Here is a 24407-nt window from a genome sequence, read left to right as displayed (position 1 = left end):
AGCATGAGCCGACCCCAGACCCGCCCTGCTTCCGCGCCCCGCGCTTCCGCCCGGCGCGACGACGATCAGAGCCTCGCGGTCCGCGCGGCCTGGCTGCACCATGCGGCCGGCATGACGCAGAGCGAGGTGGCGAACCGTCTGGGCGTGACCAATGTGAAGGCGCACCGGCTGATCATGTGGGCCAATCAGAACGGCCTCGTGAAAGTCACCATCGATGGCGACATCGCCGAGCTCGCGCTGCTCGAGACCAAACTTTCCGAACGCTATTCCCTGAGCTTCTGCCAGCTCGCGCCCGACCTGAGCGAGCCCGGCCTGCCCCTTCGCGCGCTCGGCATCGCGGGCTCCAGCTTCCTGCGCCGCGAGATCATGAACCTGCAGGGCGGTGTGATCGGCATCGGCCACGGCCGCACGCTGGCAGCCGCCGTCGCCGACCTGCCGCGCCTGGATGCCGGCGATGTCCGTTTCGTCTCGCTGCTCGGCGGCCTCACCCGCCACCATGCCGCGAACCCTTATGACGTGATGCACCAGCTGGCGCAGAAGACGGGCGCGACCGCTTACGTCCTCCCCGTGCCCTTCTTCGCCAACACGGCGGACGACCGCGAGGTGTTTCTGTCCCAGCGCGGCGTGGGCGACGTTTTCGCACTGGCCGAGAAATCCGACCTGATGCTGGTCGGCATCGGCACGGCGGCTCTCGATTCGCAGCTCGTCGTGTCTCGCATCGTGGAAGCCGACGAGATCGCGCAAGTCGAGGAACTCGGCGGTGCGGGCGAGGTGCTCGGCCACTTCTTCGACGATGAGGGCCGCCCGGTCGAAACGCCGCTCAGCGCGCGCACCGTCGCACCCGGCCTCGAAGGGCTCAAAGACCGCCGCATCGTGGCGATTGCCGGCGGACGCGACAAGGTCCGCGCCATTCGCGCGGCACTCAAGAGCGGCATCCTGAGCGGGCTGATCACGGATGAGGAAACGGCCAAGCGGCTGGCGGAGGAGACGCCGGCCTGAAATCTTGAGGCCGGCGCATGGAGGAAACATGGAGAAGCGGCAAAGCCGCCCCGGAATAGTCATGAGCGTGCTCGGAGCCTCGCTTCATGCGTGAGGGCAAGGATATTCTCATCGGCATCGATGCCGGCACGTCCGTCATCAAGGCCGTCGCCTTCACGCTGGGCGGCGAGCAGATCGCCAGTGCCGCCGTACCCAACCGCTACACGACGCGGCCCGATGGCGCGGCCACGCAGAATCTGTCGGAAACCTGGGAAGACTGCGCCCAGACCCTGCGCGATCTCGGGCAGAAGATCCCGAACCTTCCCCAGCGCACGGCGGCCCTCGCCGTCACCGCTCAGGGCGACGGCACATGGCTGGTCGGTCGCGACAACAGACCGGTTTCCGATGCCTGGCTCTGGCTCGACGCCCGCGCGGCGCCCACCGTCGCGCGGCTCAGCCAGAGCGACGCCGAACGCGCACGCTTCGAGGCGACAGGCACCGGCCTCAACACCTGCCAGCAGGGCGCGCAGATGGCCCACATGGCCGCCCACTGTCCCGAGCTTCTGGAGAATGCTGAAACTGCCCTTCACGCCAAGGACTGGCTTTTTCTCAACCTCACCGGCGTGCGCGCCACAGACCCCTCCGAAGCAAGCTTCACCTTCGGCGATTTCCGCACGCGGCTCTACCATGACGGCGTGATCGCCGCGCTCGGTCTCGAACGCCATCGCCGGCTGTTGCCGCCCATCATCGACGGCTCACAGGAAACCCGTCCGCTTTCCGAAGAGGCCGCGAAGGCGACCGGCCTTCTCGCCGGCACGCCCGTCACGCTCGGCTTCGTGGACATGGTGATGACCGCACTCGGTGCCGGCGTCCACACCGGCGACGCCAACGCGGCCTGCTCCACCATCGGCTCGACCGGCGTCCATATGCGCGCGGTCAAAAGCGGCGACGTGGTGCTCAACACCCAGAACACCGGCTATGTCATCGCACTCCCCGTGCCCGGCACCGTCACCCAGGTGCAGACCAACATGGCGGCGACGCTCAATCTCGACTGGGTGCTCAAGCTCGCCGCCGACCTTCTGGCCGAAATGGGCTGCGAGACCACCCATGCCGAACTCGTCAAGCGGATCGAGACCTGGATGGCGAAGAGCCGTCCCGGCGCGCTGATCTACCACCCCTACATTTCGGATACCGGCGAGCGCGGCCCCTTCATCGACGCCTCGGCACGCGCCAGCCTGATCGGGCTGTCGAGCCACCACCGCTTCCCCGATCTCGTTCGCGCCGTGGTGGAAGGCTTGGGCCTCGCCACCCGCGACTGCTACGCCGCCATGGGCCCGATGCCCAGCGAACTGCGCCTCACGGGCGGTGCCGCGCGCTCGAAAACCTTGCGCTCGGTGATCGGCTCTTGCGTCGGCGCACCCGTCCGCGTGTCCGCCCGCGAGGAAGCGGGAGCGGCCGGTGCCGCCATGATGGCAGCCGTCGCGATTGGTGCCTACCCATCCATGGAAGCCTGCATCGCCGAATGGGTCACCCCGCTTCTGGGTGCTCGGGAAGCGCCCGATCCCGCATTGACCGAAACCTACACGCGCACATTTGCCGCCTACGGGCAAGCCCGCCGGAACCTCGAACCCGTCTGGCACCGGATGGCCGGCCGATAGCGCGCTGAACGCCGGGCATCATGTCGCCCAGGAGAAAACCATGAGCGAAACCGAGACAGTGGATCTCTTCATCATCGGCGGTGGCATCAATGGGGCCGGCATCGCGCGCGATGCCGCGGGCCGTGGCCTGTCCGTGATCCTGTGCGAAAAGGACGACCTTGCCGAGGGCACGTCCTCGCGCTCGGGCAAGCTGGTCCATGGCGGGCTGCGCTATCTCGAATATTACGAGTTCCGCCTCGTGCGCGAGGCACTGATCGAGCGCGAGGTGCTGCTCAATTCCGCGAGCCACATCATCTGGCCCATGCGCTTCGTGCTGCCGCACAGCCCGGAAGACCGCCCCGCCTGGCTCGTGCGCCTGGGCCTCTTCCTTTACGACCATCTGGGCGGGCGCAAGAAGCTGCCCGGCACGCGCAGCCTCAACCTGCGCCGTGATCCCGAGGGCGCGCCGATCCAGACCAAATACACGCGCGGCTTCGAATATTCCGACTGCTGGGTGGACGATTCCCGCCTCGTGGTGCTCAACGCCGTGGCGGCCGCCGAAAAGGGCGCCAAGGTCTATACCCGCACCGCCTGCACCAGCGCGCGGCGCGACAATGGCGGGTGGCTGATCGAGATGCAGGATCTCCGCTCGGGCGCGAAGACCCAGGTGCGCGCCCGTGCCGTGGTGAATGCCGGCGGTCCCTGGGTCAACGACATCATCGGCCGCGTCGCCGGTTCCAACAGCCAGCGCGCGGTGCGGCTCGTAAAAGGCAGCCACATCATCGTGCCGAAATTCTGGGAAGGGCCGCATGCCTATCTCGTCCAGAACCACGACAAGCGCGTGATCTTCATCAACCCCTACGAAGGCAACAAGGCGCTGATCGGCACCACCGACATCCCTTACGAAGGCGCGCCCGAAAAGGTGGAGGCCTCGGAAGAGGAAATCTCCTACCTCCTGAATGCCGTGAACCGCTATTTCAAGGAAAAGCTGCGCCGCGAGGATGTGCTGCAGACCTTCTCCGGCGTCCGTCCGCTCTTCGACGACGGCCAGGGCAACCCTTCCGCCGTCACGCGCGACTACACCTTCGACCTCGACGAGACGGGCGGCGCACCGCTGTTGAACATCTTCGGCGGCAAGATCACCACCTTCCGCAAGCTGTCCGAACACGCGCTCGAAAAGCTCGACAAGATCTTTCCGAACATGGGCAAGGCCTGGACGGCCACCGCGCCGCTTCCCGGCGGCGAAATCGAGAATGCCGATTTCGTCTCATTCGCCGCGAAACTGCGCGATACCTATCCGTGGATGTCGCGTCCGCTCGTCCACCACTACGGCCGCCTTTATGGCGCGCGCACGAAAGACGTGGTCGGCACCGCCCGCTCCCATGCGGATCTCGGCCAGCATTTCGGCGGCAACCTTTATGAAGCGGAGGTCCGCTACCTCATCGCCAAGGAATGGGCCCGCACCCCGGATGACGTCCTGCGCCGCCGAACCAAGCACGGTGTCCATCTGTCGCCGGTGGAGGTGCAGGCGTTTCGCGAATGGTTCGAAGAGCAGAACGTTCAGACGGCGGCGGTGGCTTAAGTTCGTGACGTAGCAGCTCCCCTCCCCCTTGTGGGGAGGGGGTCGTCACCGCCTCATTCCTTCTTCAAACGTCCCGAAGCCCAAAGCCCATGCCCCTTTCCCTCTCCCTGAACACCAACCCCCTCGTCAACCGCTTCGCCGACCCCGACGATCTCATCACCACCGTCGCCCGCGATCTTCGCATCCGTGACCTTCAGCTCACCCACGAATTCATCAACCCTTCGTGGGCCCCGCCCGTCATCCGCCGTCTCACGCGCCAGATGGATGCCGCGCTTCGGCGCACCGGCGTGCGTGTCACATCCGGCATGACCGGGCCCTATGGGCGCCTCAACCATTTTGGCCATCCCGACCGCGATGTGCGCCGCTACTATGTGGACTGGTTCAAGACTTTCGCCGACGTCACCGCCGATCTCGGCGGCACCAGCGTCGGCACGCAGTTCGCGATCTTCACCTTTGCCGACTATGACGACCCGGCCCGCCGCGAAGAGCTCATCCAGATCGCCATCGACTGCTGGGCCGAAGTCGCCGAGCACGGCAAGGCAGCGGGCCTCACATCGATCTTCTGGGAACCCATGTCGGTCGGCCGCGAGTTCGGCCACACGATCAAGGAATGCATGGCGCTGCAGGACCGCCTGAGTGCCGCGCCTTTCGCCATTCCCTTCTGGATGATGGCCGACATCGACCATGGCGACGTGTCGTCGCCCGACCCGGACGACACCGACCCTTACGCCTGGGCGCGAGCGGTGCCGAAAGTCTCGCCGATCATCCATATCAAGCAGAGCAAGATGGACAAGAGCGGCCACCGCCCCTTCACCGCCGAGCACAACGCGACGGGCCGCATCCAGCCCGAGAAGCTGCTGGCAGCCTTTGCCAAAGGCGGCGCGCAAGACAACGAGATCTGCCTCGAGCTCTCCTTCAAGGAACGCGAGCCCGACGACCGCCGCGTGATCCCCGCCATTGCCGAAAGCATCGCCTTCTGGGCGCCCTTCATCGACACGGGCGCGAGCGACCTGAAGATCTGACGTTTCCCGCGCCCCGGGAACTCGACCAGCCTTTACCGATTGCCTCCGATCACCCGGAGGAATTCGCCATGGCGGAAAAGGAAAAATGGTCGGCCGATGTTTCCGAGCACAGCGACGCAATGGACCTCGAAGACCACATCTTCGAGTCCCATGACCCGAAAGAGATCGCGAAATCGCTGAAAGCTTCCGCCGAGCACAGCCACCGCCGCAAGGCGGAACCGTTCCAGTCGGCGATGTCGATGCTGAACTTCTACATCAACCGCGCGGGCAAGAACCTGCCGGCAAAGCAGAAGTCAGTTCTGGAAGATGCCAAGGACGAGTTGCGCGGCCTCTTCGGGCGACCGCGGCAGGATGATTGAACGGACCCGCCTGAACCGCCACTCTCCAAACAGAAACCGGCGCGACGCCCCTGGATCATCGCGCCGGTTTTAGCTCAGCGGCCGATCACGCGGCACTGCGCGCCTGTTCGGGGTGCTTGCCTTCGGCGAACTCTTCCACGATCTTGGCGCAGAAGGCCGGCAGGTCGTCGGGCTTGCGGCTGGTGACGAGCCCCTTGTCCACGACCACTTCCTTGTCCACCCAAGTCCCGCCGGCATTTTCGATGTCGGTCTTGATCGAAGGGAACGAGGTGACGGTGCGCCCTTCGAGCACATCGGCCTCGACCAGTGTCCAGGGTCCGTGGCAGATCACGCCGACAGGCTTTGCCTGTTCGAAGAAGCCACGCACGAAGGCGACGGCCTTCTCGTCGGCGCGCAGTTTGTCGGCGCCCACCGAGCCGCCCGGCACCACGAGCCCGTCGAAATCGGATGGTGATACCTGATCGACGGTCTTGTCGACCGTGTATGAACCGCCCGGGTCGAGATCGTTGTTCACCGCCTGCGCTTCGCCGGCCTTCAGCCCGATCACGGTGACTTCCGCGCCTTCGGCCTCGACGGCCTGCTTGGGCTTCACGAATTCCGGCTCTTCCGTGCCGCGCGGGGCGATCAGGATGGCGATCTTCTTGCCTTGAAGCTTCATGGTATCGGTCCTTTCGAAATCAGATCAAACATCGCAGGCCGAACCACAGCCCGGCCGCTCGATGTGCGAACGGGGACGGTGCTCGGGCGTTCCCCAAAACGCACACACGCTGTTGCGAGCCGGCACCTACATCCTTTCCGCGACGGCTCTAGATTGCCCGAGCGGAAACAGCGGGGACCGGAAGATCATGGCGAATGCAAAGCCCATCGTCGGCGCGCTTCTGGTTCGCGACGGCAAGGTTCTCTTGGGCCGGCGCAGCCAAAGCAAAAAGACATGGCCGGACTGCTGGGACATGCCCGGCGGCCATGTCGAGGACGGCGAGACGTTCGAAGCCGCTCTTCTGCGCGAGACGCTGGAAGAGATCGGCGTCGTGCCCCTCGATTATTCCATTCTCACCGACTACGCCGTCAGCGAAACCGAGCCCTACCGCATCTTCCGTGTGGACCGCTGGGCAGGCGGCGAGCCGCGTCCTACCAATCACGAGCACACGGCACTCGAATGGTTTTTGCCACAAGTGGCGGCCGAACTCGAACCGCTCGCGCTCGAAGCCTACCGGAAGCTCTTCAGCGGGCTGAGCGAGACACTCGCCGCCAACACTTAAGCGGCGAGCTCTTCTCTCTCGGAAGCCGCTACATCCGCCCGGACACTCTTCTCGATCGTTTCCAGAATCGCCGCGCCCACGCATTCGCCGAGTTCGTGCGAACTCGTGATGCCCTGCGCGAAGGGGTGGCGGTAAAGCAGGAAAGGCAGCGACAGGCAGTAGATCTCGCGGCGGAGCGGTCGCGTGAAGCTCAGGCGGTAGCTGTCGTCCAGCGCGATGCCACGCCCGCCCGCCGACTTGCGCACCACACCCTGGCGCAGCAGCGTCGGGAACGGAATATCGTCGGCCGACAGGCTTTCCTGTCCCCGCGCTTCCACGAAAGCGGGGTAATGGATCAGCTTGCCGTCGAGCATCAGAACCGCGCCCGGCTCCGGCCCTTCCGCGTCGAGATCGTAATCCTCGCCGAGCTTCAGAATGCTCAGCTTGCCCGCCTCGTGCAGCGCCAGCAGGCGCTCGATCGACTCATGCGGCACCGAGGCATAGTCGTCCACGAAGATGGCCTTGAACGAGCGATGGAAGCGCTCGAGATCGGCCACGCTGAAATGCGGCACGACCAGCGCGATCACCTCATGCATGCGCAGGATCGCATAGCGCCACGGCACGGCGTAGTGGTTGGCCGCATTCCCCTTGGCCTCCGCCAGATTGGCCCGCGCATAATCGAACGGGTCCTGACGCTGCCGCTCCGCGAAATAGGCCTCGGCGAACGTATCGACGTTCAGCTCTTCAAGCCCGATCCGCGCCGCATAATCCGGGTCGGCCCGCGCGAGCTCACGCGCGAACAGCTCATAGACGGCCTCGAGCAGATCGGTCCGCCCGGACTCCACCAGCGCTTCCATCGCCTCTTCCGTGCAGATTGAAAGCGGGTGGAACGGCAGGTGGTAGAAGAAGTCGGCCTCGGGGATCAGCCCCTTGCGCGACATGATCGTGGCCTTGAACCCTTCGGTGCCGGGCTCTGGCTCGTAGCGCAAGCCACCGCCATCCTGTTCGACGAATGCACCATGGTTGGTCGCCACCGTCATCAGCGCATCGATGGCGCTGAGCGAGGTGCCGCGAATCCCGAGCGAACAATTGCGAATGCCGTTGAGCGCAGAGGCCGGCCAGGGCGAGGTGAAATAACCCGGCTTGATCTCCGTGCGGTCCGGCCAGCTATGACCGGTGGCGAGCACGGCATGGTCGAACAGGCGGGAAGAAGCGGCACCATCCGTCCGTTCCACCGTCAGCCTGATCTTCTCGAACAGGAGCGCGGCATCCGTCACCCGGGCACCTGTCTCGACACGCACGGTGTGACCGTCCGCCTGAAGGGCGGTGATCAGCCCGTCGAACTGGGCCTTGAGATAGGTGCCGAGAATCAGGCGCGGATAATATTCCCGCTCGTCGATTTCACTCCGCTCGAGCCCGATGGCGGCGAGCTCCTTGTCCGTCCGCGTTTCGAGCCAGCCCACCATCGTGTCGAGCACAGGTGGGATTTCGATGCTGGCGATGTTGGACAGCATCACCTTGTTGTTGATGGAAGGGGCATAAGGCGACCCCCGCCCGGCCTCGTCCAGCGCCTCGAACACGGTGATGTCGAGCGGCGTCCTCGCCTTCTGTAAGGCCGAAAGCGTATAGAGAGCCGTGGGTCCTGACCCGACAACGGCGATTGTCGGCAGGGGGGCGATGCTTGGCAAGGGAGGTTACTCCGGAGAACTCAACAATTGCTAAGATGACGCGATCGGGTCATCAAAGTTGCCTGCTCACCGAAAAGTTTTGACTCTCTCATTTGTTAGTTTTTGGAGAGGCTTTATGCAGCCTTGCCATCGCCGAATTTCTCCAGAGACTGCTTGAGTTCGGGATGGCTCTTTGCGAACTCCTCGAGCGGAATATCCGTAACCGCCGCCTCCCAAGCCTGCTGCACCGCGACGACGCCCGCCGCCGGTCCGCCCGGATGGCTGACGATGCCGCCGCCGCAGAGATACAGAAGGTCCACGGTGCGGCCCGTGCGCTGATAGGTTTCCGGTGCCTGCCCGCCCCACTGGCCCGAGCAGACCACGGGAAGTGCGCGGTCGGCTGGTTCGAAGATCGGCGTGGTGATGGCTTCGAACGAGCGCACGAAGCTCTCGTCGGGCTCCCAGTACTTAATCTTGATGCCGTTGATCTGGAACTGATCGACGCCCAACAGCCGCCAGAACTGCTGCCAGACGGCGAAGTCGAAGCCGATCCCGGGATGGCGCGTCAGCACGTCCCAGCCATTGCGATGCGCATGGATGCAGAGCTGGTTGCGCTTGCGCAAAAACGCCATGCCGCCCATGCCGACGGAGGCGATATTGACCACCGCGGCATTGCCGCCGTGAGCCAGGACGATATCGTGGTTGCGCATCATCTGGTCGGGATCGACATGGGAGATGTTGAAGGCGACCATCACCTTCTTTCCCGTCTTCTGCTCATGGTCGAGCACCCGCGGCATGATGGCCTTCACCCGCTCTTCGAGCGGCGAATAGCGCGGGCTCATCAGTTTTTCGTCGTCCTTCACGAAATCGACGCCCGACGAGATCAACTCGCCCACCAGTTCCGCCGTCTCATGCGGCAGGAGGCCCAGCGCCGGCTTCACGATCGTGCCGATGATCGGCCGCCCCTCGACACCCGTCAGCCTGCGGCTGCCTTCCACCCCATAAAGCGGCCCGGGATAGGCGCCCCGGAACTCTTCCGGCAGCTTCATGCCGACCACCCGCAATCCCGTCAGCCCCTTGATCGCGAAGGTCCCGCCAATGGCGATGGTCATGAGTGCGGACAGATCGGTGCCGACCGCGTCGAACGGAAAGCCGATCGTCACGAGCGCCCGGTTGAACGGCCCGTCTTCGCTTTCCGGCCATGAGGGGCGTTCGACCGGTTCCAGCGTCTCTATACTCAGCACCCGCGCCGCAGCCCGCGCCTTCAGCTCGTCCGTTTCGGCGGCCAGCGCCACGAAGGTCCCGGTGGACTGATCGCTGGCGATCTTGGCCGCCATCTTCTCGACGCTGCCTGGCGTTTCGATCAGGTAAGTCAGTTCGATCATGAAAACGCGACCTTGCTGTGGGGACGGGAAGAACGACCGCACTGGTATAACGACCACTTCACCGACGCAAGGCGCGCCCTCACGCAGGCGTCATGCGTTCCCTCTGGCCCTTATCAAATGTTGCTCTAAATCGTTTCGCTGATGTCCCTCGTAAGCCGACGCCAACGGGGATCATGCTCCTTGGCGCTCGTCTTGCCTCTCCCATGCCGGAGGACCGATGCGCTTCACCATCAACGACAAACCAGTCGAGGCCGAGTTCGACCCGCGAACGTCGCTGCTCGATCTTTTGCGCGACCATCTCGGGCTCACGGGCTCGAAAAAGGGCTGCAATCAGGGTGCCTGCGGCGCCTGCACGGTTCTGGTCGATGGCGAGCGCATCAACAGCTGCCTGGCGCTTGCCGTGCAATATCAGGGTCGCGCGATCACAACGGTCGAGGGCCTGGGCCAGACCGGCAGCCTGCACCCGCTTCAGCAGGCCTTTGTCGAGCATGACGGCTTCCAGTGCGGCTACTGCACGCCGGGCCAGCTTTGTTCGGCGATCGGCATGGCGGGCGAAGCCGCGCGCGGCGTGCCGAGCGTGGTGACCGCCGATCTGGGCGATGAGACGGTGACGCTCAGCCACGACGAATTGCGCGAGCGCATGAGCGGCAATCTCTGCCGCTGCGGTGCCTATAACGGCATCATCGACGCCATCACCGAGACCTTCGCGGCGGATGGCTCGCAAAAGGGCGACGCAGGGGCGAGGAAAGCGGCATGACACCGTTCCAGTACGAACGCGCGGCAACCGCGCCGGATGCCGTGCGCATGGCCTCAAACAGCGCCTCCGCGAAATATCTCGGCGGCGGCACCAATCTCGTCGATCTGATGCGCGAGACCATCGAGACACCGGAGCGTCTGGTGGACGTCTCGGGCCTGTCGCGCACCATCGAAACGCGCCCCGACGGCTCGCTTCTGATCGGGGCGGCGGCGACCAACACCGCGCTCGCATCCGACCTCACGGTTCGCCGCGATTTCCCGCTCCTCGCACGTGCCATCCTCGCAGGCGCCAGCGGCCAGATCCGCAACATGGCGACGGTGGGGGGCAATATTCTCCAGCGCACCCGCTGCGCCTATTTCTACGACGATGCCGCGCGCTGCAACAAGCGCGAGCCGGGGGCCGGCTGCGATGCGCTGGACGGCTTCAACCGCATCCACGCGATCCTCGGCGCCTCGCCGGCTTGTGTGGCCACGCATCCCTCCGACATGTGCGTGGCGCTCGTCGCACTCGATGCGGTCGTGCACCTCGAGGGCGCCAACGGCACGCGCCGGATCCCGCTCGCCGATCTTCACCGCCTGCCCGAAGGACGGCCCGATATCGAAACCGTGCTCCAGCCCCATGAGCTGATCACGGCGGTCGAGATCCCCGCTTTGTCCTTTGCCAGGCGCTCCACCTACCGCAAGGTGCGCGACCGTGCCTCCTACGCCTTCGCGCTCGTGTCGGTGGGTGCTGCACTCGATCTCAGCGAGGACGGCAGCGTGCGCGACATCCGCCTCGCGCTCGGTGGCGTCGCCCATAAGCCGTGGCGTGCCCTGAAAGCGGAAGACGCCCTGCGCGGCCAGCCGGCAACGGAAGCGAATTTCCGCGCCGCGGCCGAAGCCGAACTCACGGATGCCGCCCCCTTGCGCGACAACGCCTTCAAGGTCGAGCTCGCCAGGCGGACGATCACCGCCGTGCTTTCCGAACTGAAAGGAGATGCAGCATGAGCATCATCCAGGATGCCGTGAAGACGGCCGTTCGCTTCGTTCCCGACCGCTGGTTGCCGGGCGCTTCGCCCGACCCTTTACGCGAAAAGCACGGCCTCCTCGGCGCGCCGATCTCGCGCGTGGACGGGCCGCTCAAGGTCGCGGGCCAAGCGCGCTTTGCGGCAGAGGTGCCGATGGAAGGCCTCGCTTATGCGACGCTCGTCCATTCGACCATCGCGCGCGGGCACATCACCTCGCTCGATACGTCGAAAGCCGAAGCCGCGCCCGGCGTCGTTCTCGTCATGACCCATGAGAACGCCCCGCGCATGAATGCGCCGGCCATGTTCATGTCGCGTCCCGACGCGGTGGGCGCCAGCGACCTGCCCGTGATGCAGAATCGCGACATCCACTGGAACGGCGAGCCCGTCGCCTTGGTACTCGCCGAGACCCAGGAACAGGCCGACCATGCCGCGACCCTGGTGAAGGTCGAGTATGAAAGCGCCACCGCCGTCACCGACTTCCAGGCGGCGAAGCTCGCGGCCCATCACCCCCAATCCATCCTCGGCGAGCCCCCGCTGTTCGAAATCGGCGACGCCGAAAAGGAACTCAACGAGGCGCATCACAGGGTCGATCTCGTCTTCCGCACGCCGCGCCACAACCACAACGCCATCGAGCTCCATGGCGCGACCGTCAGATGGGACGGCGATGAGCTGACCGTCCACGACGCGACCCAGATGCTGAATGGCACGGCGGGAACGCTGGCCGAGATTTTCGGCATCAACCCCGATCAGGTCCATGTCTCCTCGCCCTATGTGGGCGGCGGTTTCGGCGGCAAGGCGCTGTGGAACCACCAGATCCTGGCGGCGGCCGCGTCCAGGCTGTCCGGGCGGCCGGTGCGCATCGTGCTGTCGCGCGAAAGCGTGTTCCGCATCGTCGGTGGGCGCACCACCACCGAACAGCGCGTGGCGCTCGGTGCCGAGCGCAACGGTTCGCTGAGGGCGCTCATCCACACCGGCACGGTCGCCATGACCGAGCACAACAACTGCCCCGAACAGTTCACCTTCCCGGCCCGCCACCTTTATGCGTCCAAGAGTTTCCGCCTCGAACAGAGCGTGGCGGACATGGACATGATGGCCAACACCTTCATGCGCGCGCCGGGCGAGTCGGTCGGTACGTTCGCGCTCGAATGCGCACTGGACGAGCTCGCCGAGCAGATGGAACTCGACCCGATCGAGCTGCGCCGCCGCATCGAACCCGAAAAGGATCCGACCTCGAACAATCCGTTCTCGTCGCGCTATCTGCTGCAGTGCTTCGAACAGGGCGGGGAGCGCTTCGGCTGGAACAGGCGCGACCCCAAGCCGGGCGCGCGTCGCGAGGGCGAGTGGCTGGTGGGCCTGGGCTGCGCCACCGGCACATACCCTTACCACCGCATGCCCGGCGGCTCGGCGCGCATCCGCATCGAAGCCGACGGCTCGGCCGTGGTGTCCACCGCCGTCCACGAAATGGGCATGGGCACGGCCACCGTTCAGGCACAGGCGGCCGCCGCGCGGCTCGGCCTGCCGCTCGAAAAGGTCCGCTTCGATTACGGCGACACCAGCCTGCCCAAGGGTGTGCTGGCGGGCGGCTCGACACAGACCGCCTCGATTTCGGCGGCCGTGATCGCGGCCAACGACGAACTGGTCAAGGAACTGATCCGGCTGGCCGGCAACGACTCGCCGCTGGCAGGCTTGGGCGCCGACAAGCTCGAAGCACGCGACGAGGGGTTGGCCAGCGTCGATGAGCCCGGGCGCCACGAGACCTATGCCTCGATCCTTGCCCGCGCCGGCCGCGACCATCTGGAAGTGGAAGCTGCCGCCCCCCCGCCGCTCGAGATGATGAAATATTCCATGCACTCGACCGCCGCCCAATTCGCCGAGGTGCGCGTCAACAGCGTCACGGGCGAAGTGCGCGTGTGCCGCATGTTGGGCTCTTTCGACTGCGGCCGCATCCTCAATGCCAAGACCGCCACCAGCCAGTTTCGCGGCGGCATGATCATGGGCATCGGCTTGGCGCTGACGGAGGAAACGCTGTTCGACCCGCGCAGCGGGCGGATCATGAATCCGAGCCTCGCCGAATACCATGTGCCCGTTCACATGGACGTGCCTGAGATCGAGGTGATGTGGACCGACATCCCCGACCCGCACGCGCCGCTGGGCGCGCGGGGTATCGGCGAGATTGGCATCACCGGCGTGGCGGCTGCCATCGCGAACGCCGTTTACAACGCCACCGGCCGCCGCGTGCGCGACCTGCCGATCACGCTCGACAAGCTGTTGTAGAAACAAAAACGGCGCGGCGTCTCTCGCCGCGCCGTTCAGATTGCGAAGGCCCGCAGATCAGTGGGGCGCCTGCTCCCGCCCGCGCCCCGCGACCAGCATCAGCAGCGCGCCGGCGAGGATGACGACCAGTGCGTAGCCGATGACGCCGACCGGCCCCATGCCGTCCACCAGCAACCCGCCGATCACCGCCCCGCTGGCAATGGCTACCTGGAAGCTCGTGGCGAGAAGCGCGCCGGCACTTTCCGCCTGATCGGGCGCGACCCGTGCATTCCAGCTCGAGATCGAAACGGGAAAGCCACCGAACGCGAAGCCCCAGAGCGCGGTCGCGGCAAATGCAACGCTGCCCGTCGCACCCCAGACGATCAGCGCAAGGGCCGCGCCCGCCAGAAGCAGCGAGCCGCTGCCGACCGCGATCCGCGCGCTTTTCTCGGCGATCACGCCACCGGCGAGATTGCCCAGGAAACCACCGATGCCGAAGGCCAGGAGCGCCAGCGAGATCGTCTGGATGCCGAGCCCCGACACCTGTTCGAGAAAAGGCCGAATATAGGTGAAGCCCGCGAAGTGGCCGGAAATCACGAGCAGCACCGTGCCGAGCCCGACCTGGACCGAACGCCGCTTGAGCACGATGGCGAAGGAGGACAGGCCGGGAGCTGCGACCGGCGGCAGCTTGGGCAGGGTCGCAAGCTGCACCAGAAGTGCGACCACGCCGATGCCCGCTGCGGCCATGAAGGTGACGCGCCAGCCCCACAAGCCGCTCAGGAACGCGCCGAGGGGTGCGGCGAACACGGTGGCCACCGACACGCCAGTGAAGATGATCGACATCGCGCGCGGCACCATGGCCGTCGGCACGAGGCGGAGTGCCAAGGCTGCCGCCATCGCCCAGAAGCCACCCAGCGCGAAGCCTAGGAGCGCTCGGGCCAGAAGCAGCACCGTGATGTTCGTGGCGAATGCCGCCAAAAGGCTCGATACCACGAGCATCGTGCTGAGCGTCCAGACGATCTTCTGCCGATCGATCCGGCCCGAACCCAGAACCAGAAGCGGCCCGGCGAATGCGGCGACCACGGCCGTTGCCGTCACGGCTTGGCCCGCGGCTCCGTTCGACACGCCGAGCTCGGCGGCCATCGGGGTCAACAGGCTGGCCGGCAGGAACTCGGCAGTGACGAGACCGAACACGCCGAAGGTCAGTGAAACGACCGCCGCCCATGCGGGCTTTTCGACCGTGGCCGGCACGGCGGTTTGCACAGGCGGCTCGGCGAAGTCGCGCGGAGAGGAAGAAGCCCAGTCGGACATGGAACCATGTCTCCATCAAATCGAGCGCTTCAACTAGGCTCGATTATCTGGAGCTTCCATGCTAGAAAATCCGTTATGCTTGACCATTCGTCCAAATCCGACATCCTGCCATCGGGCGATCCTTTGACGGACATGCTGCAGGGCCTGCGGCTCGACGGCGTGGAATATGGCCGTTGCCAGCTTGCCGCGCCCTGGTGCTTCACCTTTCCCAAGCAGGAGGATGCGCGCTTCCACTTCGTCGCCGAAACAGGCTGCTGGCTCTTTACCCCGGAAGGCGAGTGGGAGGAGCTGACCGCGGGCGACGCGGTGCTGATCCCGCATGGCGCGGCCCATATGCTGGCAAGCCACCCCGGCCTCGAGCCCAAAGCCTTTCCCCGCCGCGAATGCCGCGCGATCTGCGAGGACGTGTTCGATTTCCACGGTGGCGGCTCGGGCGGTCAGTCGCTTTTGTTCTGCGGCTCGATGCGCTTCAATCTCGACCGCCTGCATCCCCTGATGCGCATGATGCCCGACATGATGCGCGCGCAGGAACTGATGAAGAGCGAGCCCACCATCCCGCATCTCCTGAACGCCATGGTTTCCGAATGCGGCATGAGCCGGGTCGGTGCCGGCGGCATCCTTGCGCGGTTGGCCGATGTGCTCGCGGCCCAGATCATCCGCTCCTGGGTCGAGCATGGCTGCGGCAATGCGAAGGGCTGGATTGCCGCCGTGCGCGACCGCGAGGTCGGCCGCGTGCTTGCCGCCATCCATGCCGAGCCCGAGCGCGACTGGACGGTCGCCGAACTCGCCAGGTTGATGGGCGCATCGCGTTCGAGCTTCGCGGAAAAGTTCGCACAGATCGTCGGCGAAACGCCGGCGCGTTATGTGGCGCAGGTCCGCATGCATCAGGCCCGCCAGTGGATTTCGCGCGACCGCGACCGCATCGCCGAGGTCGCCCATCGCCTGGGCTACGATTCCGAGGCCTCGTTCAGCCGCGCCTTCAAGCGCATCATCGGCACCGCACCCGGTCGTATGCGCGCCCAGGCCGCCTGAGCGAGCGATGTGCCCCGCTGCGGCCCGCGCCTGAAGCTGCCACTGGCGGCATGCATGAAAAGGGGCGTTCGGCGCCTCTTTTTTATTTTCGCCCCCTTTCCTCTTGAGCCTTCCGCAGAGGCATCCCAATTGTTGAAAGTCGCATCTATCATTTGACACACTGTGCGATGCAGCATAAATAACCAACCGGTTGGAAATAAACTGGTGGCTGATGTCCCGTCCTCGTACGATCGACAAAGACAGCGTGCTCGACGCGGCCGAGGCCGTGGTCGTGCGCGATGGTGCGGCGCGCCTCACCCTTGATGCCGTGGCGACCGAGGCCGGCATCTCCAAGGCCACCGTTCTCTACGACTACAAGTCCAAGGAAGCGCTGATCCGCGCGGTGAGCGAACGCCGCCTGGATAAGGAGCGCGCCAAGATGGATGCGGCGGTTCTGGCGCGCCAAGGCGAGGCCAACGCCCTCATCAAGGCTTTCATCGCAACCATCGGCCAGGGAATGGACTGCCGGGCGCAGTCTGTCGGCATCAATCTCTGTGCTGCCGCCAGTCTCGACGCCGAACTGCGCCACGGATGGGAAAAGCTCGTCGGCAGCACGATGACTGAGATCCAGGAAACATCGACCGATCCAGCCAAGGCTCAGATCGCGTTTCTCGCCGTCCAAGGTCTCAAACTGATGGAGTTCCTAGGGCTTTACGATTGGCCGCCCGAGGAAAGAGCCAGAATTCTCGGCGACATCGCCGCCATGATCGACGACCCCGCCCCGACCGGTTCATCCACGAAAGAACTGCCCGCACTTCAATAATTTTCGACGTCTCCTTTCACTGTTTTTGTTTTCCTTTTTCACCTTCGGATCGTTCTCATGAAGTCCGCATCTGCCAAGTTTATCGTTCTTTCTTCTCTCCTCGCACTCGCAACGGCTTGCAGCGATGCGGGCGGCCAGGGCCAGGCGCAGGGTGGCCCGCCCGCCATGCCGCCGTCGCCCGTCTCGTTCGTCGAGACCAAGGCCGAGAGCCTGCCCATCACCAACGAATTGCCGGGCCGCGTAGCGCCGACCCGCATCGCCGAGGTACGCCCGCGCGTGTCGGGCATCATCGTCGAGCGCATCTTCGAGCAGGGCAGCCTCGTCAAGGCGGGCGACGTGCTCTACCGCATCGATCCGGCTCCGTTCCAGGTTCAGGTGGACAGCGCCAAGGCGACGCTCCAGCGTGCCGAGGCCGGTCAGGTTCAGGCCCGCCAGACGGCCGACCGCCAGCGCGAACTGCGCGAGCGCCGCATCAACAGCGCCTCGCAGGAAGATTCGGCCGTATCCGCCCTCGCCCAGGCCGATGCCGATGTGGCTGCGGCCCGCGCGAGTCTGGCTGCGGCCGAGCTCAACCTGCAATATTCCGAGGTGAAGGCGCCGATCGCCGGCCGCATCGGGCGCGCCGACATCACCGAGGGCGCGCTGGTGTCGAGCACCGACAATCTCGCCACCATCCAGCAGTTCGATCCCGTCTATGTGGACTTCACTCAGTCCTCGAATGCGCTTCTGTCGCTCAAGCGCGCGGCAGAGGCCGGCACGGTGGAAAGCATGTCGCCGACCGAAGCACGCGTGCGCATCAAGCTCGACGACGGCAGCGAATACGGCTCGCAGGGCCGCTTCCTGTTCTCCGAAGCAACCGTCGACCAGACCACCGGCCAGGTGACGCTGCGCGCCGAAGTGCCCAACCCCAAGAGCGATCTTCTGCCGGGCATGTATGTGCGCGTCCTGATCGAGCAGGGCATCGAGCGCAACGCAATCACCGTGCCCCAGCAGGCCGTGCAACGCGATGCGGGCGGCAATGCGCAGGTCTACCTCGTGGGCGCCGAGAACAAGGCCGAGATCCTGCCCATCCGCACTGGCCGCACGGTCGATGAGCGCGTGGTGGTCACCGAAGGTCTGAAGGGCGGCGAGAAGGTCATCGCCGAAGGCTTCCAGAAGATCCGTCCCGGCGCGCCGATCAATCCGTCGCCCTGGAACCCGGATGCGCCGCCGCAGCAGGGTGGCACCGGGCAGGACCAGCCCGAAAACACGGCCTCAGCCAAGTAAGGAACAGGCCATGTCGCGCTTTTTCATCGCCCGGCCGATCTTTGCCTGGGTCGTCGCGATCTTCATCTTGCTGGCGGGCGTGATCGCCCTGCCCTTCCTGCCGATCGCGCAATATCCGAACGTCGCCCCGCCGCAGATCCAGATCTCGGCCACCTATCCGGGTGCCTCGCCCGAGGACATGTATCAGAGCGTGACGCGCCTGATCGAGGAAGAGCTGAACGGCGCGCCCGATCTGCTCTACTTCGAGTCGACTTCCGAATCGTCGGGGTCGATCTCGATCAATGTCACCTTCCGGCCCGGTGCCGATATCGGCCAGTCCCAGGTCGAGGTGCAGAACCGCATCGCCCGCGTGGAATCCCGCCTGCCGCAGACCGTGGTGACGCAGGGCATCCGCGTCGAGCAGGCGAGTTCGTCGTTCCTTCTGGTGGTCACGCTTCTCTCGGACGACGGCCGCATGGATGCCATCGGCCTGGGCGACTACATGAACCGCAACGTGCTCAACGAAGTGCGGCGCGTGCCGGGTGTCGGTCAGGCACAGTTCTTCTCGACCCAGCGCTCCATGCGCATCTGGCTCGATCCCGACAAGATGGTCGGCCTCAACCTGACGCCGGCGGATGTGACCAACGCCATTTCGGCGCAGAATGCGCAGGTGGCGGCTGGCAGCATCGGCCAGAACCCGGTGCCCGCTGGCCAGCAGATTTCGGCCATCGTCAACGTGACGGGGCAGCTCGCCTCGCCCGACGAGTTCGGCTCGATCGTGCTGCGCGCCAATCCGGACGGCTCTACCGTGCGGTTGCGTGATGTCGCGCGGGTCGAGATCGGCGGCGAAAGCTACAGCTTCTCGGCGCGCCAGAACGGCAAGCCGAGTGCGGCCATCGGCGTCCAGCTCTCGCCCACGGGCAATGCCATGGAAACGGCGACGGCCGTCAAGGCGACCATGGACGAACTCGCACGCTTCTTCCCGCAGGGCGTGTCCTACGACATCCCTTACGACACCTCGCCTTTCGTTTCGAAATCGATCGAAAAGGTGATCCACACGCTTCTGGAAGCCATCGTGCTGGTGTTCCTGGTGATGTTCCTGTTTTTGCAGAACATCCGCTACACCCTGATCCCGTTGATCGTGGTGCCGATCGCGCTCGCGGGAACGCTGGCGGTGATGTATATCTCCGGCTTCTCGGTGAACGTGCTCACCATGTTCGCCATGGTGCTCGCCATCGGCATTCTGGTCGATGACGCCATCGTGGTGGTCGAGAACGTCGAACGCATCATGGCCGAGGAAAAGCTTCCGCCCAAGGAAGCGACCGTCAAGGCGATGGGCGAGATTCAGGGCGCCATCATCGGCATCACGCTTGTACTGGCGGCCGTGTTCATCCCCATGGCCTTCTTCCCCGGCGCGGTCGGCATCATCTACCAGCAGTTTTCGCTGACCATGGTGGCCGCCATCCTGTTTTCGGCGGTGCTGGCGCTTTCGCTGACGCCGGCCATGTGCGGCTCGTTCCTCAAGCCGGTGTCGGAGGACCATCACGAAAAGCGCGGCTTCTTCGGCCTGTTCAATCGCGGCTTCAACAAGACCTCGCGCAAATATAGCGGCGCGGTGGGCTGGATGATCCACAGGCCCAAGCGGCTGATGGTGATCTATCTCGCCCTTCTCGCCGGGCTTGGCTGGTTCTACCTGCGCCTGCCGAGCGCCTTCCTGCCCAACGAGGATCAGGGCTACACGATCACCGACATCCAGGCGCCTGCGGAAGCCAGCTTCGAGCGCACGCTCGACGTGGTCAAGCAGATCGAAGGCATCTATCAAAAGGAAAAGGCCGTCGCGACCACCATCGCCATCAACGGCTTCTCCTTTTCGGGCTCGGGCCAGAATGCCGGCCTGATGTTCGCGACGCTCAAGGACTGGGACGAGCGCGGCCCCGAGGATTCGGCGGATGCGATCTCGGGCCGCGTCAACGGCCAGCTCTTCGGGCTCAAGGATGCGATCTCGTTCGCGCTCTCGCCGCCGCCCATTCAGGGCTTGGGCCAGTCGAGCGGCTTCGATTTCCGCCTTCAGGATCGTGCCGGCCAAGGCCAGGCGGCACTCGCCGCCGCGCGCGACCAGTTCATGGGGCTGGCCGCCCAAAGTCCGATCCTCGCCGGCACCCGCGTCACCGGCCTGCCGGACGCCGCCCAGATCCGTCTCAACATCGACCGCGAGAAGGCGAACACCTTCGGCGTTTCGTTCGCCGACGTGAATGCCGTGCTCACCACCAATCTGGGCTCGGCCTATGTCAACGACTTCCCCAATGCCGGCCGCCTCCAGCGCGTGACGGTGCAGGCGGACGGGCTGCAGCGCGTGCAGGCGGACGATCTTCTGAAGATCAACGTGCGCAACAGCAACGGGGGCATGGTGCCGCTCTCCTCCTTCACCACCGTGTCGTGGGAGCGGGGTCCGACCCAGATCGTCGGCTATAACGGCTATCCGTCCGTGCGCATCGGCGGCGCAGCCGCTCCGGGCCATTCCTCGGGTGAGGCCATTCAGGAACTGCAGCGCATCGCGGGCGAACTGCCCCAGGGCTTCGGCTATGAGTGGACGGGCCAGTCCCTGCAGGAAATCCAGTCGGGCAGTCAGGCGCCGGCACTCATCGCGCTGTCGATCCTGTTCATCTTCCTGCTGCTCGCAGCCCTTTACGAGAGCTGGTCGATCCCGTTCTCGGTGATGCTGGTGGTGCCGCTCGGCGTGATCGGCTCGGTGGCCGCAGTCACCTTGCGCGGCATGTCGAACGACGTCTACTTCCTGGTGGGCCTGATCACGATCATCGGTTTGTCGGCCAAGAACGCGATCCTGATCATCGAATTCGCCAAGGATCTGCGGGCACAAGGCTATTCGCTGATGGACGCGACACTCGAAGCCGCCCATCTGCGCTTCCGCCCGATCCTGATGACCTCGCTGGCCTTTACGCTGGGCGTCGTGCCGATGGCGATCGCGACGGGCGCGAGTGCTGCCAGCCAGAACGCGATCGGCACGGGCGTGCTCGGCGGCATGATCTCGGCCACGGTGCTCGCGGTCTTCTTCGTGCCGGTCTTCTTCGTGTTCGTGATGAAGCTGGTGCGCTCGAAGGACAAGCCGAAGCCGGAAGCCCAGGCGTCGGAGCCGAGTCTGGCCCCGGCCGAATAAATCAGACTCAATGAGAAAAGGCCCGGCGGTGAAAACTGCCGGGCCTTTTGCTTTCAAGTGGCACCGAAATGCCTGCTCAGCAGTTGCGCCACTGCTTCCGGTGCTTCGCGCTGCGGAAAGTGGCCGACGCCGGGAAGTGTTATAGACTCGAACGGCCCGCTGAATTTCGAGGGCACGCTTTTGGTGGCTTCGGGCGGGTTCACGCCATCCGCCTGTCCCTGGATATAGAGGCTGGGCAGCGTCAGCGTTTCCGTGGCCCTCACCTTCTCGTCCAACCAAGCGGTCTCAGGATCGAGCTCCGCCTCGCCCCAGCGTGAACGGTAGGAATGGAGCGTCACATCCACCCAGTCGGGGTTGCTGAAGCTCTTGGCGACTTCCAGGAAGGTTTCCTCGCTGAACCAGCCAGGCGGCGCCCAGTTGACCCAGTGGATATGGGCGAACCCGTGTGGGTCGTTGCGGACGGCTTCTTCTCCACGCTTCGTCGCCATGAACCAGTGATACCATTGCAATTGCGCGTGCCAGAAGGGCGGCGTCTTCAGTCCGCCGAGTCGGGGCGCTGAAGACAGCATGGCAAGGCGCACGACCCGCTCGGGCCAGCCGATCGCCAACGCCTCGGCGATGCTTGCGCCCCAATCATGGCCTGCAACGAACAGCGTCTCGATGCCGAGCGCATCGCAAAACTCGATCGCATCGACCGCCAGCGCCCCGATGCTGCCTGTGCGCGGCGTGTCGGCTCGAATAAAGCGCGTGGCCCCGAAACCGCGCAATGTGGGCACCAATGTTCGGAACCCTTCGCCATTCAGCCGGGCGGCCACCGTGTTCCATGAGGACGCATCGTCGGGCCAGCCGTGAAGCAGAAGAACCACCGGCCCGTCCTGCGGCCCGCTATCCTCATAGGCGATCTCGAGCTTGCTGGTGGTCACGCTGGGCATGGCATCTCACCTCCGTCGGGCAGCGAATGGCCGGCACGGATCTTTGTTCCCGGCACGATCGTCGGGAGCGGTCCCAGCTTCAAACCGCAGCCGGCTTCTATTTTCCGTCCGAGCCTGCCGCAGTCGCATTCCACGCTTTCGCCAGTGGTACGAAACTTGATAGGCTGGGCGCATGAAGGAGAAGCGCGTCCGCAAGCTGGCTAAGAAAACGCAAGGCGTTCAACAGATCGCCGCTTTGCCCGTGCGCGAAACGCCCGAAGGCGGCGTCGAAATCCTGCTTCTGACGTCCCGCGAGACCCGACGCTTCGTGGTGCCTAAGGGCTGGCCGATGAAGGGCCGGTCTCGGGCGCGGGCGGCAGCCATCGAGGCCGAGCAGGAAGCCGGCGTTCTGGGCACGACCGCCAAGAAGCCGATCGGCGCCTACCATTACTGGAAGCGGCTCGACACCGTGTTCGTGCCCGTGACGGTGGATGTTTTCGAGCTTCAGGTCACGGAAGAGAAAGGGACATGGCTCGAGAAGCACCAGCGCGAGCGCCAGTGGCTGCCCGGGCTCGATGCCGCGCGCTTGGTCGATGAGCCCGAACTCGCCGACCTGATCGAGCGCTATGTCACATCCCGCAAGCCTGTGGCCGACTAGGCCAGGGCATCACGGGACCGGATCGCCGCGCGGCGCGAAGCGCAGAATGGCGGCGCCCATCAGCCCTGCCGCCAGCGAGCCCATGATGATGCCGATCTTCACTTCCGCTTGCAGTGCGGGATTGTCGGCAAAGGCGAGAAGCCCGATGAACAGGCTCATGGTGAAACCGATGCCGCAGAGCATGGCAGTGCCCGTGAGTTGCCACGTCGAGGCGCCCGCCGGCATCTCCGCCCAACCCAGCTTGATCATCGCCCACGCGCTGCCGAACACGCCAATGAGCTTGCCGAGAAAGAGCCCGAGCGCCACACCCAGCGTCAGGTGATCGCCGAGCACGCCGAGTGACAGCCCGGCCAGCGACACGCCGGCATTGGCAAAGCCGAAGATCGGGATCACGAGAAACGTCACCCAGCCTTGAAGCCCGTGTTCGAGCCTGTGGAGCGGCGAATGCGCCAAATCGTCGGGCCGCGCGGGCGAGGGCTGCAAGGGAACGGCCAGCGCCAGAAGCACGCCCGCGACGGTCGCATGGATGCCTGAGCGGAACACGAAGAACCAGAGCACGGCTCCTAAGATGAGATAGACCCAGAGCCGCAGGACGCCGGCCCGGTTGAGCGCGAAGAGCAGGACCAGCACCAGGGCAGCGCCACCCAGCATCGCAAAATCGAGCGTCCCGCTGTAGAAGAGCGCGATGATCAGCACGGCGCCCAGATCGTCGATAATGGCGAGCGCTGCCAGAAACAGTTTCAGCGAAGCGGGCACGCGGTTGCCCAAGAGCGACATCACGCCGAGCGCGAAGGCGATGTCGGTGGCAGACGGGATGGCCCAGCCCCGCGCGGTCGCAGGATCATGCCCGTTGAAAACAAGAAAGATCAGCGCCGGCACGGCCATGCCGCCCAGAGCCGCCACGCCCGGCAGGATGCGCCGGTTCCACGAGGCAAGCTGCCCATCCAGCATCTCGCGCTTGATCTCGAGCCCCACCATCAGAAAGAACAGCGCCATCAGCGCGTCGTTGATCCAGTGCGACAGGCTCAAAGGGCCGAGATAAAGGGAAAGCGCCCCGAAATAGGCGGGCGCCCAGGACGAATTCGCCACAAGCAGCGCGAGCGCGGCCGCGCCCATGAGCACGAGCCCGCCAGAAGCGGAACTGTCGAGAAAGGCGCGCAGCACCGAGACGGGCCGGCGGAAACGGAATGAGCGGTGATGTGGGAGAGTCAAAGCTGCGCCTTCGGGAAAACGGTTGAACACGTTCTCCGTATTCGAGCCTTCAGACTCGGGCGCACGCAGCACACGCTTGGAAAGAGAGGTAGTTTCCAAGGCTCGAAAAGTCCATGCCGCAGTGAGGCAAAAACTGGCGCAAACACTGCGGCAGTATGGGCTTTCAATCCCTCGCCC

At 65.1% G+C, this 24407-nt stretch carries 20 protein-coding genes; 14 read left to right on the top strand and 6 right to left on the bottom strand.

Features of this window, described 5'->3' with window-relative positions; genetic code table 11:
- Nucleotides 1–3: 3 nt before the first annotated feature.
- From NGM99_RS19265 to NGM99_RS19245, 5 genes are all read left to right on the top strand, one after another.
- Complete coding sequence (locus tag NGM99_RS19265) at nt 4–999, top strand: sugar-binding transcriptional regulator (protein ID WP_252821962.1); 996 nt, start codon at nt 4–6, stop codon at nt 997–999.
- A gap of 86 nt (nt 1000–1085) precedes the next feature.
- Nucleotides 1086–2636 carry an FGGY-family carbohydrate kinase gene (locus NGM99_RS19260; RefSeq protein ID WP_252821960.1) on the top strand — a complete coding sequence of 517 codons (1551 nt, stop codon included), beginning with the start codon at nt 1086–1088 and terminating at the stop codon, nt 2634–2636.
- Between the two features lie 40 nt (nt 2637–2676).
- Nucleotides 2677–4197, top strand: coding sequence for a glycerol-3-phosphate dehydrogenase (locus NGM99_RS19255; protein ID WP_252821957.1), 1521 nt, complete (start codon nt 2677–2679; stop codon nt 4195–4197).
- Nucleotides 4198–4286: 89 nt separating this feature from the next.
- Nucleotides 4287–5219 carry a sugar phosphate isomerase/epimerase family protein gene (locus NGM99_RS19250; protein WP_252821955.1) on the top strand — a complete coding sequence of 311 codons (933 nt, stop codon included), beginning with the start codon at nt 4287–4289 and terminating at the stop codon, nt 5217–5219.
- A 68-nt stretch (nt 5220–5287) separates the two neighbouring features.
- Nucleotides 5288–5578 carry a DUF3175 domain-containing protein gene (locus tag NGM99_RS19245; protein WP_252821954.1) on the top strand — a complete coding sequence of 97 codons (291 nt, stop codon included), beginning with the start codon at nt 5288–5290 and terminating at the stop codon, nt 5576–5578.
- A gap of 85 nt (nt 5579–5663) precedes the next feature.
- Here NGM99_RS19245 and NGM99_RS19240 read toward each other — a convergent pair whose 3' ends face one another.
- Nucleotides 5664–6236 (bottom strand): type 1 glutamine amidotransferase domain-containing protein, encoded by a 573-nt coding sequence (locus tag NGM99_RS19240; RefSeq protein ID WP_252821952.1) that lies wholly within the window; start codon nt 6234–6236, stop codon nt 5664–5666.
- A gap of 187 nt (nt 6237–6423) precedes the next feature.
- Here NGM99_RS19240 and NGM99_RS19235 point away from each other — a divergent pair, with 187 nt between their 5' ends.
- The gene (locus NGM99_RS19235) at nt 6424–6837 is read left to right on the top strand and encodes an NUDIX hydrolase (RefSeq protein ID WP_252821950.1); all 414 of its coding nucleotides are present in this window, start codon (nt 6424–6426) and stop codon (nt 6835–6837) included.
- On the opposite strand, the gene NGM99_RS19230 is transcribed toward NGM99_RS19235, so the two are convergent.
- Entirely contained in the window at nt 6834–8504 is a 1671-nt protein-coding gene (locus tag NGM99_RS19230) for an FAD/NAD(P)-binding protein (RefSeq protein ID WP_252821948.1), read from the bottom strand. The two genes, NGM99_RS19235 and NGM99_RS19230, sit on opposite strands and share 4 nt — an antisense overlap.
- Before the next feature lie 113 nt (nt 8505–8617).
- Complete coding sequence (oiaX, locus tag NGM99_RS19225) at nt 8618–9868, bottom strand: 3-oxo-isoapionate-4-phosphate decarboxylase OiaX (protein ID WP_252821946.1); 1251 nt, start codon at nt 9866–9868, stop codon at nt 8618–8620.
- Nucleotides 9869–10085: 217 nt separating this feature from the next.
- On the opposite strand from oiaX, the gene NGM99_RS19220 reads away from it, so the two are divergent.
- The 3 genes from NGM99_RS19220 to NGM99_RS19210 are packed head-to-tail and all read left to right on the top strand — an operon-like array spanning nt 10086 to nt 13905.
- Nucleotides 10086–10625, top strand: coding sequence for a 2Fe-2S iron-sulfur cluster-binding protein (locus NGM99_RS19220; protein ID WP_252821944.1), 540 nt, complete (start codon nt 10086–10088; stop codon nt 10623–10625).
- Complete coding sequence (locus tag NGM99_RS19215; protein WP_252821942.1) at nt 10622–11611, top strand: FAD binding domain-containing protein; 990 nt, start codon at nt 10622–10624, stop codon at nt 11609–11611. Before NGM99_RS19220 ends, NGM99_RS19215 begins: the two co-directional genes overlap by 4 nt.
- Nucleotides 11608–13905: a xanthine dehydrogenase family protein molybdopterin-binding subunit gene (locus NGM99_RS19210; RefSeq protein ID WP_252821940.1), complete on the top strand. Its 2298-nt coding sequence runs from the start codon at nt 11608–11610 to the stop codon at nt 13903–13905. Before NGM99_RS19215 ends, NGM99_RS19210 begins: the two co-directional genes overlap by 4 nt.
- A 57-nt stretch (nt 13906–13962) precedes the next feature.
- Here the strand turns inward: NGM99_RS19210 and NGM99_RS19205 are convergent, their stop codons facing one another.
- Nucleotides 13963–15195, bottom strand: a complete 1233-nt coding sequence (locus NGM99_RS19205) for an MFS transporter (RefSeq protein WP_252821938.1) — start codon at nt 15193–15195, stop codon at nt 13963–13965.
- Between the two features lie 75 nt (nt 15196–15270).
- Between NGM99_RS19205 and NGM99_RS19200 the strand changes: the two genes are divergently transcribed.
- From NGM99_RS19200 to NGM99_RS19185, 4 genes are all read left to right on the top strand, one after another.
- Nucleotides 15271–16227, top strand: a complete 957-nt coding sequence (locus tag NGM99_RS19200) for an AraC family transcriptional regulator (protein ID WP_252821936.1) — start codon at nt 15271–15273, stop codon at nt 16225–16227.
- Nucleotides 16228–16438: 211 nt separating this feature from the next.
- Nucleotides 16439–17029: a TetR/AcrR family transcriptional regulator gene (locus NGM99_RS19195; protein ID WP_252821934.1), complete on the top strand. Its 591-nt coding sequence runs from the start codon at nt 16439–16441 to the stop codon at nt 17027–17029.
- A gap of 57 nt (nt 17030–17086) precedes the next feature.
- Nucleotides 17087–18295 carry an efflux RND transporter periplasmic adaptor subunit gene (locus tag NGM99_RS19190; RefSeq protein WP_252821932.1) on the top strand — a complete coding sequence of 403 codons (1209 nt, stop codon included), beginning with the start codon at nt 17087–17089 and terminating at the stop codon, nt 18293–18295.
- 10 nt (nt 18296–18305) lie between these two features.
- Nucleotides 18306–21449, top strand: coding sequence for a multidrug efflux RND transporter permease subunit (locus NGM99_RS19185; RefSeq protein ID WP_252821930.1), 3144 nt, complete (start codon nt 18306–18308; stop codon nt 21447–21449).
- Nucleotides 21450–21502: 53 nt separating this feature from the next.
- Here NGM99_RS19185 and NGM99_RS19180 read toward each other — a convergent pair whose 3' ends face one another.
- The gene (locus NGM99_RS19180; RefSeq protein ID WP_252821928.1) at nt 21503–22381 is read right to left on the bottom strand and encodes an alpha/beta fold hydrolase; all 879 of its coding nucleotides are present in this window, start codon (nt 22379–22381) and stop codon (nt 21503–21505) included.
- 172 nt (nt 22382–22553) lie between these two features.
- Here NGM99_RS19180 and NGM99_RS19175 point away from each other — a divergent pair, with 172 nt between their 5' ends.
- Nucleotides 22554–23018 carry an NUDIX hydrolase gene (locus NGM99_RS19175; protein ID WP_252821926.1) on the top strand — a complete coding sequence of 155 codons (465 nt, stop codon included), beginning with the start codon at nt 22554–22556 and terminating at the stop codon, nt 23016–23018.
- Between the two features lie 9 nt (nt 23019–23027).
- Here the strand turns inward: NGM99_RS19175 and nhaA are convergent, their stop codons facing one another.
- A complete protein-coding gene (gene nhaA / locus NGM99_RS19170; RefSeq protein ID WP_252822055.1) occupies nt 23028–24230 on the bottom strand; it encodes a Na+/H+ antiporter NhaA in 1203 nt (400 codons plus the stop codon).
- Between the last annotated feature and the right edge of the window lie 177 nt (nt 24231–24407).

The sequence above is a fragment of the Mesorhizobium liriopis genome (assembly GCF_024053505.1).
Classification (GTDB): domain Bacteria; phylum Pseudomonadota; class Alphaproteobacteria; order Rhizobiales; family Rhizobiaceae; genus Mesorhizobium_B; species Mesorhizobium_B liriopis.
The sequence above is the reverse complement of the archived record's forward strand: the minus strand, read 5'-3'. Positions and strand labels throughout refer to the sequence as shown.